At 52.3% G+C, this 14,186-nt stretch carries 12 protein-coding genes; 10 read left to right on the top strand and 2 right to left on the bottom strand.

Translation table 11 applies throughout. The features are described 5' to 3' along the window. Window positions 1–11 precede the first annotated feature (11 nt). The 6 genes from DWY76_RS03510 (at window position 12) to DWY76_RS03540 (ending at window position 7,882) form a co-directional block, all read left to right on the top strand. A complete protein-coding gene (locus DWY76_RS03510) occupies window positions 12–1,439 on the top strand; it encodes a family 1 glycosylhydrolase (protein ID WP_120079833.1) in 1,428 nt (475 codons plus the stop codon). 112 nt (window positions 1,440–1,551) lie between these two features. After that, window positions 1,552–2,475, top strand: a complete 924-nt coding sequence (locus DWY76_RS03515; protein ID WP_120079834.1) for an AEC family transporter — start codon at window positions 1,552–1,554, stop codon at window positions 2,473–2,475. Window positions 2,476–2,927: 452 nt separating this feature from the next. Continuing rightward, window positions 2,928–3,755, top strand: coding sequence for a PRD domain-containing protein (locus DWY76_RS03525; protein WP_120079977.1), 828 nt, complete (start codon window positions 2,928–2,930; stop codon window positions 3,753–3,755). A gap of 194 nt (window positions 3,756–3,949) precedes the next feature. Continuing rightward, window positions 3,950–5,548, top strand: a complete 1,599-nt coding sequence (locus DWY76_RS03530) for a PTS transporter subunit EIIC (protein WP_097800920.1) — start codon at window positions 3,950–3,952, stop codon at window positions 5,546–5,548. A gap of 56 nt (window positions 5,549–5,604) precedes the next feature. Then, on the top strand, window positions 5,605–7,032 hold the full coding sequence (locus DWY76_RS03535; RefSeq protein ID WP_120079838.1) for a family 1 glycosylhydrolase: 1,428 nt from the start codon (window positions 5,605–5,607) through the stop codon (window positions 7,030–7,032). After that, window positions 6,998–7,882 carry a YitT family protein gene (locus tag DWY76_RS03540; RefSeq protein ID WP_243111917.1) on the top strand — a complete coding sequence of 295 codons (885 nt, stop codon included), beginning with the start codon at window positions 6,998–7,000 and terminating at the stop codon, window positions 7,880–7,882. Before DWY76_RS03535 ends, DWY76_RS03540 begins: the two co-directional genes overlap by 35 nt. Before the next feature lie 224 nt (window positions 7,883–8,106). On the opposite strand, the gene DWY76_RS03545 is transcribed toward DWY76_RS03540, so the two are convergent. Together DWY76_RS03545 and DWY76_RS03550 are read right to left on the bottom strand one after the other, a co-directional pair. Then, window positions 8,107–8,823 (bottom strand): hypothetical protein, encoded by a 717-nt coding sequence (locus tag DWY76_RS03545; protein WP_207665817.1) that lies wholly within the window; start codon window positions 8,821–8,823, stop codon window positions 8,107–8,109. Between the two features lie 263 nt (window positions 8,824–9,086). Beyond that, window positions 9,087–9,722 (bottom strand): RpiB/LacA/LacB family sugar-phosphate isomerase, encoded by a 636-nt coding sequence (locus tag DWY76_RS03550; protein WP_120079840.1) that lies wholly within the window; start codon window positions 9,720–9,722, stop codon window positions 9,087–9,089. A 355-nt stretch (window positions 9,723–10,077) separates the two neighbouring features. Between DWY76_RS03550 and DWY76_RS03555 the strand changes: the two genes are divergently transcribed. The 4 genes from DWY76_RS03555 to DWY76_RS03570 all read left to right on the top strand — a co-directional run bounded on the left by DWY76_RS03555 (window position 10,078) and on the right by DWY76_RS03570 (window position 14,151). Then, entirely contained in the window at window positions 10,078–10,809 is a 732-nt protein-coding gene (locus DWY76_RS03555; RefSeq protein ID WP_120079842.1) for a FadR/GntR family transcriptional regulator, read from the top strand. A 391-nt stretch (window positions 10,810–11,200) separates the two neighbouring features. After that, a complete protein-coding gene (locus DWY76_RS03560; RefSeq protein ID WP_120079844.1) occupies window positions 11,201–12,289 on the top strand; it encodes a TRAP transporter substrate-binding protein in 1,089 nt (362 codons plus the stop codon). A gap of 90 nt (window positions 12,290–12,379) precedes the next feature. Beyond that, window positions 12,380–12,874, top strand: coding sequence for a TRAP transporter small permease (locus DWY76_RS03565; RefSeq protein ID WP_120079846.1), 495 nt, complete (start codon window positions 12,380–12,382; stop codon window positions 12,872–12,874). Next, window positions 12,871–14,151, top strand: a complete 1,281-nt coding sequence (locus DWY76_RS03570; protein ID WP_120079848.1) for a TRAP transporter large permease — start codon at window positions 12,871–12,873, stop codon at window positions 14,149–14,151. The genes DWY76_RS03565 and DWY76_RS03570 overlap by 4 nt, the downstream gene beginning before the upstream one ends. Window positions 14,152–14,186: the final 35 nt, after the last annotated feature.

Genomic DNA, 14,186 nt, shown 5'->3' on the forward strand with positions numbered 1-14,186 from the left:
GGAGAACTGCCGTGAAAACCTTTGCAAAAAACTTCTTATGGGGCGGCGCACTGGCGGCAAATCAGTGCGAGGGCGCTTATCTGGAAGATGGAAAGGGCCTGGAGATCTGCGACCTGCTGGAGACCGGCAAAGATCGTTTCATCAAGCTGGACCCGGCGCTGGAGCTGCATGAGGGCCGCGTCTATCCCTCCCATGAAGCCATCGACTTCTACCATCACTACAAAGAAGACATTGCCATGTTTGGCGAGATGGGCATGAAGTGCCTGCGCACCTCCATTGCATGGAGTCGCATTTTCCCGAACGGCGACGATGCCGAGCCCAACGAGAAGGGTCTGAGCTACTACGAGGATATGTTCCGGGAATTGCACCGCTGGGGCATTGAACCGGTGATCACAATCTCTCACTTTGAGACTCCGCTGGCGCTGGTCAAAAAGTACGGCGGCTGGGACAACCGCAAGCTGGTCGGCTTCTTTGAGCGCTACTGCAAGGTGCTGTTTGAGCGCTACAAGGATCAGGTCAAGTACTGGATGACTTTCAACGAGATCAACAACACCCTCAAGCTGCCTTATCTGGCAGCCGGCATGGTGGTGGCAGATGATGTCAATGCACCGCAGCGGCAGTATCAGGCTGCACACAATATGTTTGTGGCCAATGCACTGGCTGTCAAAGCCTGCCATGAGATGATACCGGGTGCAAAGATCGGTTGCATGCTGTCTTTGAGCACAGCATATCCCAACACCTGCCGCCCGGAGGATGTGATGGAAACCTATCAGCTTCGTCAGCGTTCGCTGTTCTTCTCGGATGTGATGCTGCGCGGCCGTTACCCCTCTTACATCGATCGCAAGTGGGAAGAGCTGGGCGTACAGGTGCAGATGGAGCCGGGTGATTTTGAGCTGATTGCACAGAACACCAACGACTATCTGGCTTTCAGTTACTACATGACCTCTACCCACATTGCTGGCATGAAGATCCGCTCCAATACGGGCGGTCACGTAGGTGCGGACAATCCCTATCTGGAAAAATCCAAGTGGGGCTGGCCAATCGACCCGGTGGGACTGCGATTCGTCTGCAACGAACTGTATGACCGCTACCAGAAGCCCATGTTCATTGCTGAAAACGGCCTTGGTACGGCAGACACCATTGACTCGGATGGCCGCATCCGCGATACTGCCCGCATGGAGTACCTCAAAAAGCACATCGAAGCTTTGCAGCAGGCTGTGGCTGACGGCTGTGATATCTTCGGCTACACTTGGTGGGGGCCCATCGATATCGTGAGTGCCGGCACTGGCGAGATGGAAAAACGGTATGGTTTTATCTATGTGGATAAGGATAATCAGGGCAACGGAACCCTGCAGCGTCGGAAGAAAGATTCCTTCGAGTATTACAAAAAGGTGATCGCCTCCAACGGACAGGATCTGGAACTTCCCGCCGAGGACTAATCAAATAAAAAAGATCGGTGCAGTATTTTTCAAAACAACAAGAAAAATACTGCACTTGATTTTTTGTGTGAGGGTGCAGCACGTACAACAGCTGCCGCAAAGGAATATCGATATGATAAGTTTGATTCTGGCAAAAAAGATCCTTTCTCTGTTTTTGGTCATGGCTCTGGGCATTGTGCTGGTGCGCTGCGGCATCGTCCGCAGTCGGGACAGCAAGGTGCTCTCCATGATCTCATTGTATCTGGTCATGCCATGTGTGATCATCTCGTCGTTTCAGGTGAAGTATCAGCCCGAGATTCTGAACGGTCTGCTGCTGGCACTGGCTACGGCAGTGCTGCTGCATCTGGTGCTGATCGTGGTGGTCGGCTTTCTGGGCAAGGTGCTGAAACTGGATGGTGTAGAGGAAACCTCGCTGATCTATTCCAATGCAGGGAACCTTATTATTCCCATTGTGACGGCTATTCTGGGCAAGGAATGGGTCATTTACACCAGCGCATTTCTTTCGGTGCAGCTTTTTCTGCTGTGGAGCCATGCTAAAATGAAGCTCTGCGGAGAAAAAGGAATCGACCTGAAAAAGATTCTGACCAATATCAACATGATCGCCATTTTTGCTGGGGTGCTGCTGTTCCTGCTGCAGATCCAGTTGCCTGCACCGGTGCAGGATGCGGTGGATTCGATCAGCAGCATGGTTGGTCCAATGGGAATGCTGATACTCGGTATGCTGATCGCAGAAATGGACCTGAAAAAACTGATGAGCTATCACAGACTATGGTGGATCACACTGCTGCGTCTGGTGGGCATCCCGCTGATAGGAATCGTACTGTTGAAATACAGCGGCCTTGCAGCACTAGTGCCGGAGGGCAGAACAATACTGCTGGTTACACTGCTTGCCATCTGCACGCCGTCCGCATCCACACTGACCCAGATGGCGCAGGTGTACGGCAAAGATGCAGACTACGCCAGCGCTATCAATGTGGTAACGACCCTGCTGTGTATCGTCACGATGCCGCTGATGGTGGCACTGTACCAGATGTGAGTACGTGCGAACGCTCTGTAATTTTGCCACCCGCCCAGGCTGCGATTAAGTCTCCCCGGAAATAAAATCTGATAGAATAAAGCAGATAAAAGCTCTTGGCTTCTGTAATGGAGGCCAGGAGCTTTTTGCATCTTGTTTTGTAAGCGGAAAGAGGTTCCAATAATAGAAAAGAAAGCGTACATCGGTCGAATAAGGTGGTGGACTTATGAATGGTTTAAAGTTAAAAGAAGAAGTATTTATGCACAAAAAATGACCGATAAAATTGTAAAAAAGGCGAATGGAATCTCTATGAATTTTATGTTAACATCTTATTACAACACGTGATTCCTCGGAAGCGTCAGTTGTACTTGTGAACAAAGGATAGTGCTCGGTAGAGCGTCTATACCTGCAGGTATAATTGTGACTGCAGTCCGAGGTTTTTTCTTTATCCGAAACGGAGAGGGATGGGTGCTATGCGAATTGTTCGGAAAATCAATAACAGTGCCGCTGTTGCTCAGGACTCCCGCGGGAAGGAACTGATCGTGATTGGTAAGGGCATCGGGTTTCCGGCGGTTCCATACGAACTGACGGATATGTCGCGGATAGACCGCACGTTTTACGATATCGACCCGCGTTATTTTGAGATGATCAGTACTCTTCCGCAGGAGATTCTTCTGGCGAGTGCCGACATTACAGAAGATGCGCAGGTCGTACTGAATACGACCCTTAACTCCAACCTGCCGCTGACGCTGGCCGACCACCTGAACTTTGCGGTGGAGCGCTTTCGCAGCGGATTGAACCTGACGATCCCCATTGCCTATGATATCCGTCATCTGTATCCCAATGAGTTTGATCTGGGCGTAAAAGCATTGGATATCCTGAAGGAATACACGGGGGTCTCACTTCCGGATTCCGAAGCGGTCAGCATTGCAATGCATTTGATCAATGCTGAAACCGAAAACAGCGAGATCCATTCCCTCGTAAAGGCGTTGGAGATTCAGGAAGGCGTGGAGTCCATTGTGGAGCGGGAAATGAACCTGAAACTGGATAAGGACAGCTACAGTTATTACCGGTTCACGATGCATATCCGCTATCTCATCCAACGGCTGATGAGCGGTACTCAGAGCGAAACGGGGAGCGGCAGCATGGTAAAGATGCTGGCCAATGATTACCCTAAAACATATATCTGTGCTAAAAAGATTGCGGCTTTCTTGCAAAAGCAGGAGAATTGGTGCTGTAACGATGAGGAACTTCTCTATTTGATGTTGCATATCAACCGCGTCTGCCAGAAAAATACATAAACAGCTTCCGTTGCTTGGAGCGGCACTCGCCATTTGCGGGACGTGATCCGGGGACAGAGCGCATCCGACCTGAAAACGCTTGCGTTTTCAGGCAGTTTGAAGGCGCTTTGTGCCCGGATCTTTTATTACATATTGAATGAACAGCGGTGCAGGGCCCGCATCGTTTTTCAGATAAAAAATCAGGAGGATCAGCCATGAAACAGGATGCATTCTTTCAAACTATCATACATCACATCGGTGGTGAAGGCAATGTTGCACGAAAACGTTTTGACGGAGAGCACCTGTATATCACTGTGAAAGACAGCGGTATGGCAGATCTAGAAGAACTGAACCGTTTGGATGGGGTTTCCGGTACGGAACTGAACCGGAACATTCTGTCCGTTACCATCCAGGAAGATTTTTTGGAGGATGTTACAATGGCAAAAGATTTCAAACAGTTGGCGCAGAATATCATGACGTTGGCTGGAGCAAAGGAAAATGTTACTTCCGTATTTCACTGCATGACCCGTCTGCGCATGACGGTCAAGGACGTCAAGAAGGTAGACCAGAAAGCCATCAATGATCTGGATGGCGTGCTGGGCGTCACCTATCAGGGCGGTCAGCTGCAGGTCATCATCGGCAAGGATCTGCTGAAGGTTTATGAAGAGGTGCTGAAGCTGGGCTACAGCGATGGCGGTGCTGTGGACGAAAAACTGGACGGTGACCTGAAAGGCGAAAAGATTTCGGTTGGGCAGGCAGTGATTGGTTACATTTCCGCTGCCGTACAGCCTATGGTTCCGGCACTGATCGGCGGCGGTATGATCAAGGTGTTCCTGCTGCTGATCTCCAAGGTTTATGCTCCCTTTGCGGACAGTTCTACCTATACGCTGCTGAGCATCGTGGGCAATGCGGTGTTTTACTTCATGCCCATTCTGGTCGCTTATGGAGCGGCCAAGAAACTGGGCGCGACCCCCACATATTCCATGGTCGTGGCCGGTGCACTGGTTGCTCCTGAATGGACGGCTATTGTAAGTGCTGGCGATCCAGTCACCATGTTTGGTATCAATGTTGCCCTGAAAGGATACGGCAGTTCTCTGCTTCCTGCGCTGCTGCTGGCAATCGTTGCGTATTATGTGGAAAAATTCCTGAACAAAGTGATCCCCGGTGTGTTCAAGCCTATCTTTGTCGGTACGTTGACAATGGCCGCCACCTATGCCGTCTCGATCCTTGCACTGGCGCCTCTGGGTCAGCTGGCAGGCACCTATGTCACCGCCGCGATCCTGTGGTTGTATAACATTGCAGGCCCCATCACGGTTGCGCTGTTTACGGCTCTGTTCCCCTACATGGTCATGACCGGTATGCACATGACCTTGGGAGCTCCCATGATCCAGCTGCTGTCGGAAAATGGTTTTGATCCCCTGTTCCGCCCCGGTATGCTGCTGTCCAACATGGCAGAAGGCGGCGCTTCTCTGGGCATCGCCATCAAGGCAAAGGACAAGGAAATCAAATCCGAAGCACTGTCCGTTGCAGTGGGCTGCATCTTTGCTAGTGTGACCGAGCCGGCCATTTACGGTTTTAACCTGCCGCTGAAGAAACCTATGTGGGCTGTTTCCCTCGGCGGCGCCATCGGTGGTGTCGTGGCCGCTCTGCTGGGTGCCCATAACTACGAGTATGGTTCTTCCTCCCTGTTTGCCCTGCCGATCTTTGAGGATACCATCGTGGCTATGGTTATTGCAATCATCGTGACGATTGTAGCATCCTGTGTACTTACAATTCTCTTTGGCTTTGACGAGGAAATCTTGAAGAAACACTGATCTCAAAATTTTGTTCGCCCCGGGGAGCGCATGCGTCCCGGGGCGTTGGAGGTATTATGAAACTGACGTCCGATTTTTTGTGGGGTGGAGCACTTGCTGCTAACCAGTGCGAGGGCGCCTGGCAGGAAGACGGCAGGCTGCCTGCGTCTGCTGACTTTCTGCCGGATGCAGCCCACGGCAGATGGAATGCCATGCTGCATCCGGGAAACATTTTGGAAACGCAGTACGATTATTATCCTAGCCGGGAAGCAATTGATTTTTATCATCGATACAAAGAGGATATCCGCCTTCTTGCAGAAATCGGGATCAAGGCGCTGCGTCTGTCCATTTCATGGACGCGAATCTATCCGACCGGGGAAGAGAACGCCCCGAACGAAGATGGCCTGCGTTTTTACGAGGAGCTGTTTACGGAGTGTCGTAGGTACGGGATAGAGCCGGTGGTCACCCTGTGCCACTTTGATGTGCCGGAAGCCCTGATCCGGAAATACGGTGCCTGGGCAGACCGCAGGCTGATCGCACTGTATGAAAAATACGCTGCCACCGTGTTTGACCGCTACCGGAATCTGGTAAAATACTGGATGACCTTCAATGAGATCAACATGATCACCCACATCCCTTATCTGGGCGGTGGCCTGCTGGTGGACAAGGACGACCCGGAGTTCAACCAGATCGTGTACAATGCCGCGCATAACCAGCTGGTGGCAAGTGCCTGCGCGGTGCGGATCGGTAAAAAAATCAACCCGAATTTCCGAATCGGATGCATGATGGCGGCCGGAAGCTTTTATCCCTATTCCTGCAACCCCAATGATGTGATGGAAGCACGTATCAGTAACAACAAAAATTACATTTTTCCGGATGTCCAATTGAACGGCTGTTACTCCGGATTCGCCCGGAATTACTTTGCAAAATTGGGCATCACGCTGGACGAACAGCCGGGTGATGACGAACTTCTGGCTCAGAACACCTGCGATTTTCTGGGATTCAGTTACTATTCCTCCAGGCTGATTTCCACGGATCCGGAGCATCTGAAAAATGTGGCGGATGGCAACGCCATTACTACCCTGCGCAACCCGTATCTGCAGATCACGAAATGGGGACGTCAGATCGACCCGGTCGGCCTGCGCGTGACCATGAATGATCTGTATGATCGCTATCACAAGCCGCTGTTCATTGTGGAAAATGGTTTGGGCGTGGAGGATACTCTGGAAGTGGACGGTTCCGTCCATGACCCCTACCGGGTGGAGTATCTCGATGCTCATATCACCCAGATGAAAAAAGCAGTTCTGGAGGACGGCATTCCCTGCATGGGATATCTGGTCTGGGGCATCATCGATCTGGTCAGCGCGGGCGGCGGTGAAATGGATAAGCGGTACGGACTGGTCTATGTAAATAAACATAACGACGGCACCGGAGACCTCGCCCGCTACAAAAAAGATTCTTTTGGCTGGTATGCACAGAAGATTCGGGAAGAATGCTATGAATAAAGCATATAAGCAGTATTTTGATCTGATATTTGGCTCCACACTGCTGACTTTGGGTATCTACCTGTTTGTCACCCCCAATGGTATCAACTTTGGCGGTGTGATTGGCCTGGCTCAGATTATAGAGATTTTTCTGCGCAGATTCATTGCGATCCGCAGTGATGCAAACCTTGTTGGTATGATCAATTTCCTCATCAATGTACCGCTGTTCCTGATAGGATACCGGGTCATGAGCCGCAGGTTCTGCATCAAAACCATGCTCTCGGTAGCAGTGCAGACGTTGCTTCTCTCAGTACTTCCGCCACTCAAAGCACCCCTTGTGGAGGATGTGCTGCTGAACTGTATCTTCGGCGCTATTCTCTGTGGTGTAGGTGTCGGCTATGCGCTGCGGGGCAGTGGGTGCTGCGGCGGCATGGACATTGCATGCATGTGTCTGGTAAAGAAATACCCGGATTTTAAAAGCGGACGGCTTTCTATTTATGTCAATGCGGTTCTCTTTTCGGTCTGCCTATTCCTTTTTGATTTGGAAACTACGATGTACTCCATCATCTTTGTGGCAATCCTGTATACGGTGGCAGATAGGTTTCACGATCAGAACATCAATGTGGCGGCCCTGATATTTACGGATGTTTCCACTGTGCAGACTGAAATCCTGCAGAAGATGGGACGCGGCGTCACCTTCTGGAACGGATACGGTGCGTACACCAACCACCCTAAGAAGATCCTTTTCTGTGCCGTGAACAAGTATGAAATCGGGGAGCTGCAGGAAATTATTCACGAGCAAGATCCCAATGCCTTCGTCACATTCTTTGTAGGTCCTCTGATCCATGGCGGATTTGAAAAAAGGCTATGAGATTGAGGGTGATCGCATAGAACAAATGAAGCGAGGAACGCTCTGCAATTTTGGCACCCGCCCAGGCTGCTATTAAAAACCCGAGAGCATAAGGACCTTATAGCGAATTATCGTTAAAAATCAAGCGTAAAATAAGGCTCACCGTCAATTTTGGCGGTGGGCTTTATTTGTTCGCTCATGTATGAGATGAATTGCGTTTAACATAGAGCTGCTTCCCAGAAGCATCACAGATACACCTCCACAGTCAGGTCGGTCCACGCTGCACGGCGGAACTGGTGGGGCATCTTGTTGGCTTCCCGGTAACGCTTGGCGGTTTCAAAGTCGATGGTGAAGGTAAGGATGGGCTTTTCCGATACAGCCATCAGATCAGTGCGCTCCTCTTTGGACTTCTTGCAGCCGGTGTTCAGCTTCCAGCGGTAGGCGTAATCGGCAAAGGGGGTGACCACTTCAACGAACTGCTCAATCAATTCGGGAGCAAGACGGGCACCGTGCACATCGACCTTCTGAGAGAGAAAATCGTAGATTACTTTCATGTCCGAGGAAACCGTCTGCGGTTCGGGCGCAGGGGAGAGGGCTTTCAGTTCCTGCTCCAAGCGGACAATCTCGTCATCTGCCTGTTTGCAAAGGGCTTGATATTCTTCCCGTGGCAGTTCGCCGTCTGCACGCATGGCAGCGTAGTTCAGCTTGCGTTTTTTGATTTTTTCGATCTGGCCCTGAATCGGTGCAGCAGACATTCGTGTGGCGGCTTTTCCGTTCTGACAGCTTTCAATCATCTTGCAGGCACGAAGGATGGCTTTATTCTGATTGCCCCAGACCTTTTCAAATATCTTCTTCGCCATCAGTTCCAGCTTCCACTCCGGGATGGAAATGGCGTCGCAACTGAGCTGCTGGGTCATGTTGTGCTCCAGAACGAAGGAACGGGTCGGGTTGACGGTTCGCATATTGCACTGGTAGCCAAAGACCGGCGTTCCGTCCTTCAGTTTGCGCCAGTTGAAAATGCGGTATTGCCGGAAAAGTGAACACGACTCATGCGTCGCCGCCTTGCCATGGGCGGCAATGCCGACAAAAAGAAAACCGTCACCGCAAGAGAAGTTTCTCTCGTGCGCTGACGGTTTTTCCGGGACCGGGTCAGACCGACCCCTGTGTGGGAAAATGATAAATAGGGAGGTACTGCCGGAACTTCTTGTCGTGCAGGTGCGGTAAGTTACAGCAGGGTCTTGACGTAAGCGGCCAGTTCCTCGTCCTTGCAGGAGGCGAAGAACAGCTCAGAGAACTTTGCACCGGCCACAGCGCCCTTCAGCAGATCCTGATCGATGCTCTTCAGGCACTCGATCAGGGGCTTGAAGGTGGCAGCGCGCACGCCGTCCAGGATCTTCTTGTTGCGCTGCTCGGGCACAACGCGCTCCTTGGGGTAGCCCTGACCGTGGCCGAAGCCAAACAGCTTCTCAAAGCAGTACGCGAGATTCAGCTCGCCGCCCCAGCCGAAGCCCTTGGCAAAGGGCATGGCAACGGCGTTGCCGTCGTTGACATGGGCAAAGGTGTAGGCGTCCACGGGATCCTCCACATGGCCGCAGATGACGCCGGGGAAGCTGTTCAGTGCCAGCATTGCACCCTCGCCGGTGCCGCAGCCGGTAACGACGTAGTCCGCAGCGCCGCTGTTCAGCAGGATGGCAGCCAGAATGCCGCACTGCACATAGGTCAGCTGTGCAGCGTCATCGGCGGCGTACATGCCGTAGTTGACCACCTCGTGGCCCATGGGCTCCACCACCTTCTTCAGGGCGGCTTCGATGATGCCATTCTTGGCGGCCTGACTGTTTTCGTTGATAAGCGCGATCTTCATAACGATATCTCCTTTATGCAGACTATTCATGACAGTGTTTTTGATTGTATGATGTCCTACAATCCATCTTGCCTTTATCATACACACTGCGCATGGAAATGTCAACAGGTATTTTCAAACTATGAAAGAATTTTCGTGTTTCATTCACAAATTTCAGGTGGAATACGGCAATTAAAGCTCTTTGCTCAAAAAACAACCGGTTTTTTCAAAAAGTGTTTGACATCATACAATAGACCGCGCTATAATTGTTCTAAGAAAGACAGGAGCGCAGCTTTGCACATCCCTGCTACGGGGGCTGTTTTTGTACCAAAAAATATCCTATTGCGTATTATTAAAGAGGAGGAGGCTGGTCCTTATGGCAGAACCGGCAACAGAACTGAACAGTCTGAAGCGGGTGTCTATCGTGCAGCAGGTGGAGCAGGTCATTGCAGACCGTATTGTGGACGGTACCTATGCAGTGGATACCAAGCTCCCTGCGGAGATGACCCTGAGCAAGCAGCTGGGAGTGGGTCGCGGCACCGTGCGGGAAGCATTCCGCTTGTTGGAGGCAAAGGGGCTTGTGGAGATCCGCCCCGGGCGCGGAGCCTTTGTGGCAAGTGATAAGGAGGCGGGCACAGAGCAGACAGTGCAGTGGTTCAGAGCCAACGAAATGGAGCTTTTGGATTGCGTGCAGGTGCGCAACGCACTGGAGCCGCTGGCTGCCCGCCTGATGGCAGAGCGCAGCCAGCCCGAGGATCTGTTGGAACTGCAACACATCCATCAAAAATTTGTCGAAGCAGTGGAAAAACAGGATGCTGCCACCATTGCAAAGTATGACGAAAATTTCCACACCAGCATCGTCAAAGCCAGTCGGAACCAACTGTTGATCAAGATCAACCATCAGACCTGTGAGCGCATTAAAAACTTCCGGCAGCGCACCTTCCAGCACAACCAGAACGCCTTGAACGCCATTATGCCCCACGCCAAAATTCTGGCGGCTCTGCAGGCAGGGGATGCTGATGCCGCCGAGCATTATATGCACAGCCATCTGGAGCTGGTGGCACAGGATCTGATCAGCATGACCAGGGACGGAAACGTCTCCTTATAAGAGGAAAAAAGGGCACAGCCCGTAAAAAAAGCATACGCAGGCACCTGCAGGGCGCTGCTCCGCTTCTTTGGAAAGCGGGGGAGCGGCTGCTGGTGCTTTTTTGCAAAATTGTAGAACAGTGCAACATGTTTTGCCGCTTTTGAGACGAAAAATTGCTACATCTGTGCAGGTTTTGCAACATAGATACAAGTTTTTGTGCAAAGAGATAAAAAAATGATATATTTTTAGGTAATTCTGGAAATTGAAATTCTTTGCAAAGTAGGGTATTCTATAAACACAGATATGGATTGTCCTACAATCCTACAACGTCGGACTTCTCGTCAATCAAACGATTCGGCAGAAGCAGTTGCACGAAAAATGCTTCTGCCCAAGAAAACAGGAGGACACTGTTATGAAAAAGATCTCTCGCCGCAGCTTTCTGAAGGTCGCCGGTATCGGCGCAGCAGCTTTGGGTCTGGCCGCTTGCGGCGGCTCTTCCGCAAGCACTACCACCAGCACCGCCAGCTCCACCGCAGCTTCTGCAGGCGGCAGCGATGCCGGTTTTACCAACACTACCCTGACCCTGTACAGCCCCGGCGGCGAAAACAGCGTGCCCACCAAGACCATCATCAAGTACGGTGAGCTGATCGAAGAGGCTACCGGCGGCGCAGTCAAGTGCGATGTACAGTACGGCGGCACGCTGGGCAACGATGCCGAGGCGATCGAGTCCACCCGTATGGGCACCATTGATCTGATCTTTGCAGGTACTTCCGGCTTTACTTCCTTCTACGACAAAGCCAAGGTCATGGATCTGCCCTTCCTGTTCACCAGCGCCGAGGAAGCCAACGAGGTGCTGAACAGCACCGACATCGGTGAGCAGATCTTTGCCGACTTCGGTGATTACGATCTGGTCTATCTGGCTGAGGGCGACAACGGTATGCGTCATGTTTCCACCGTCAAGAGCTGGGGTCAGATCGAGAAGGCCGACGATGTGATCGGCTTGAAGATCCGCGTGCCCCAGAGCCAGATGTACACCGACTGCTGGAGCACGCTGGGCGCTACCCCTGTGGCACTGGCTCTGACCGAATTGACTACCGCCTTGAGCAATGGCACCGCACAGGCACAGGACAACGCCACCTACCACGAAGTAGCAAATGCTACTTGGGACGATATCGGCTACTTCAGCTTTATCAATTATATGTGGATGGGCTGCACCATGGCTGCCAACAAGATCGCTTGGGATAAGCTGAACGAGACCACCCAGAATGTGCTGCGCGAGAAGGCAAAGGAGGCTGCACAGTTCAGCTTTGACTGCATCGCTGAGGATAACGTGACTGCCCGCAAGACCATGGAAGAGGGCGGCGTGCAGTTCTGCGATAACCCGGACATCGACTCCTTCAAGAAGAAGCTGGACATCCCCGCATACTACACCCGTTATGCCAGCGAGGCATGGTATGATCAGAGCCTGGTCGATACCATCTACAACTACGGCAATAAGTAAGACGGGAATCTCCCGAAGCTCGTTGTATTTGCAGCGGCGCAGGCCGATTTTCGGATGGGCCTGCGCCTTTTTTAAAAAAGGAATGGCAACATGAAAGTTTTGACAAAGATCACAGACACCATTTCCAAGGTGGCTGAGTGGATCATTATGGCAATGATCCTTGGCTTGGTTGGACTGATCGTGACCGAGCTGTGCCGCCGCAACTTTTTGAACCAAAGCTGGCTGCCCACCACCGAGCTGTGCGGCATTCTGTTTTTGTGGATGGCATTTATCGGCATCATCCCCCTGTACAACAAGTCCGGTCTGATCCGGCTGGATTTCCTTGTCACCCGCCTGCATGGTGTTGCTGCCGAGATCGTGTGGTACATCACCGATTTGATAGGTCTGGGTCTGGGCGTCGTGATGATCGTGGCCTTCAATGCACAGTACCGATTTGTGGCCTCCCGCACCTATGCCACCATGCCCAATGTTCACTATACCATCCAATACATCCCTATGGCGATTGCCGGTGCGTTCATTGCGCTGAAGAGCCTTGAGATGCTGGTCGGCCACATTGCCGCTAAGAAAGGAGGGAAGGCCGCATGATCCTCTTCTTGCTTGCATTCGTTGCATTTCTGATCATTGGCATTCCCATCTCGGTGTCCATCGGCTTCTCTGCCGTGCTGGGCTGCCTGTCTCTGGGCTACCCGCTGGTGGTCATCGGTCAAAAGATGGTTTCCGGTATTGACAGCTGGCTGCTCATCGCTATTCCGCTGTTCATTCTGGCGGGCAACCTGATGAACGCCGGTAAGATCACCGACGAGCTGTTCGGCACCGCCCGCGAGCTGGTGGGCTGGATTCCCGGTGGTCTGGGTCACGCCAACGTGCTGGCCTCGGTCATCTTTGCCGGTATGTCCGGATCTGCTTCTGCCGACGCCGGCGGTCTGGGCGCTATCGAGATCAAGGCCATGCGTGACCACGGCTACGACGATGATTTCTCCGCTGCCGTTACTGCTGCCTCCTCAGTCATCGGCCCCATCTTCCCGCCCTCGATCCCGCTGATCATATACGGCGCGTCGGCCTCGGTCAGTGTGTCCAAGCTGTTTATGGGCGGTGTGATCCCGGCGCTGGTCATGGCAGTGCTGATGATGGTGCTCATCTACATCTACGCTGTCAAGCGCGGCTACGAGCGCACCGCTTTCAACCTGCGCAATCTGGCATGGCAGTTTGTTCATGCGCTGCCCGCCTGCATCACCCCCGTGATCATTCTGGCAGGCTTTACGCTGGGCTGGTTCACCCCCACCGAGGCCTCTGCAGTGGCAACCATCTATGCGCTGATCATCTCTGTGCTGGTCTATAAGAGCATGGATCTCAAAACCTTCCTGCAGTGCCTGAAGGAAAGTGCCATCTCCTCTGCAAACACACTGTTCATCATCGGTACTTCCACCCTGTTTACCTACGTCATGGCCAAGGAGGGCATCTCCGCCCTCATCGCAAACACCATCACCGGTGTTTCCTCCAACCCGGCGGTTGTCATGTTCATTATCAACATCATCCTGCTGATTCTTGGCATGGTCATGGAGCCCGGCGCTATCCTGACCCTGATGCTGCCCGTGCTGCTGCCCATCGCCGACACCATGGGCTACAATCTGGTGTACTTCGGCGTTGTGGTGGTGCTGAACCTGATGATCGGTCAGGTCACTCCTCCCTTCGGCGTGTGCCTGTTTGTCATTTCGGACGTGAACAAGATCAAGCTGGAACGCATTTACAAGTCGATCCTGCCCTTCCTGGTTCCGTTGTTGATCACGCTGGCTGTCACCTGTATCTTCCCGCAGGTCGTTACCTTCCTGCCGGATATGCTGCTGGGTGCAACGGCTGCGTAAAAACGTACATCTTCAAATCTGATTGAGAGGGATAC

This window comes from Faecalibacterium sp. AF27-11BH, from assembly GCF_003603005.1.
In the GTDB taxonomy this organism is placed as follows: domain Bacteria; phylum Bacillota; class Clostridia; order Oscillospirales; family Ruminococcaceae; genus Faecalibacterium; species Faecalibacterium taiwanense.

Bases quoted from the DNA above. Each gene is read 5' to 3' on its own strand.
- DWY76_RS03515 (WP_120079834.1), top strand. From the start codon at position 1,552: ATGATAAGTTTGATTCTGGCAAAAAAGATCCTTTCTCTGTTTTTGGTC.
- DWY76_RS03525 (WP_120079977.1), top strand. From the start codon at position 2,928: ATGCGAATTGTTCGGAAAATCAATAACAGTGCCGCTGTTGCTCAGGAC.
- DWY76_RS03530 (WP_097800920.1), top strand. From the start codon at position 3,950: ATGAAACAGGATGCATTCTTTCAAACTATCATACATCACATCGGTGGT.
- DWY76_RS03535 (WP_120079838.1), top strand. From the start codon at position 5,605: ATGAAACTGACGTCCGATTTTTTGTGGGGTGGAGCACTTGCTGCTAAC.
- DWY76_RS03540 (WP_243111917.1), top strand. From the start codon at position 6,998: ATGCACAGAAGATTCGGGAAGAATGCTATGAATAAAGCATATAAGCAG.
- DWY76_RS03545 (WP_207665817.1), bottom strand. From the start codon at position 8,823: ATGCGAACCGTCAACCCGACCCGTTCCTTCGTTCTGGAGCACAACATG.
- DWY76_RS03550 (WP_120079840.1), bottom strand. From the start codon at position 9,722: ATGAAGATCGCGCTTATCAACGAAAACAGTCAGGCCGCCAAGAATGGC.
- DWY76_RS03555 (WP_120079842.1), top strand. From the start codon at position 10,078: ATGGCAGAACCGGCAACAGAACTGAACAGTCTGAAGCGGGTGTCTATC.
- DWY76_RS03560 (WP_120079844.1), top strand. From the start codon at position 11,201: ATGAAAAAGATCTCTCGCCGCAGCTTTCTGAAGGTCGCCGGTATCGGC.
- DWY76_RS03565 (WP_120079846.1), top strand. From the start codon at position 12,380: ATGAAAGTTTTGACAAAGATCACAGACACCATTTCCAAGGTGGCTGAG.
- DWY76_RS03570 (WP_120079848.1), top strand. From the start codon at position 12,871: ATGATCCTCTTCTTGCTTGCATTCGTTGCATTTCTGATCATTGGCATT.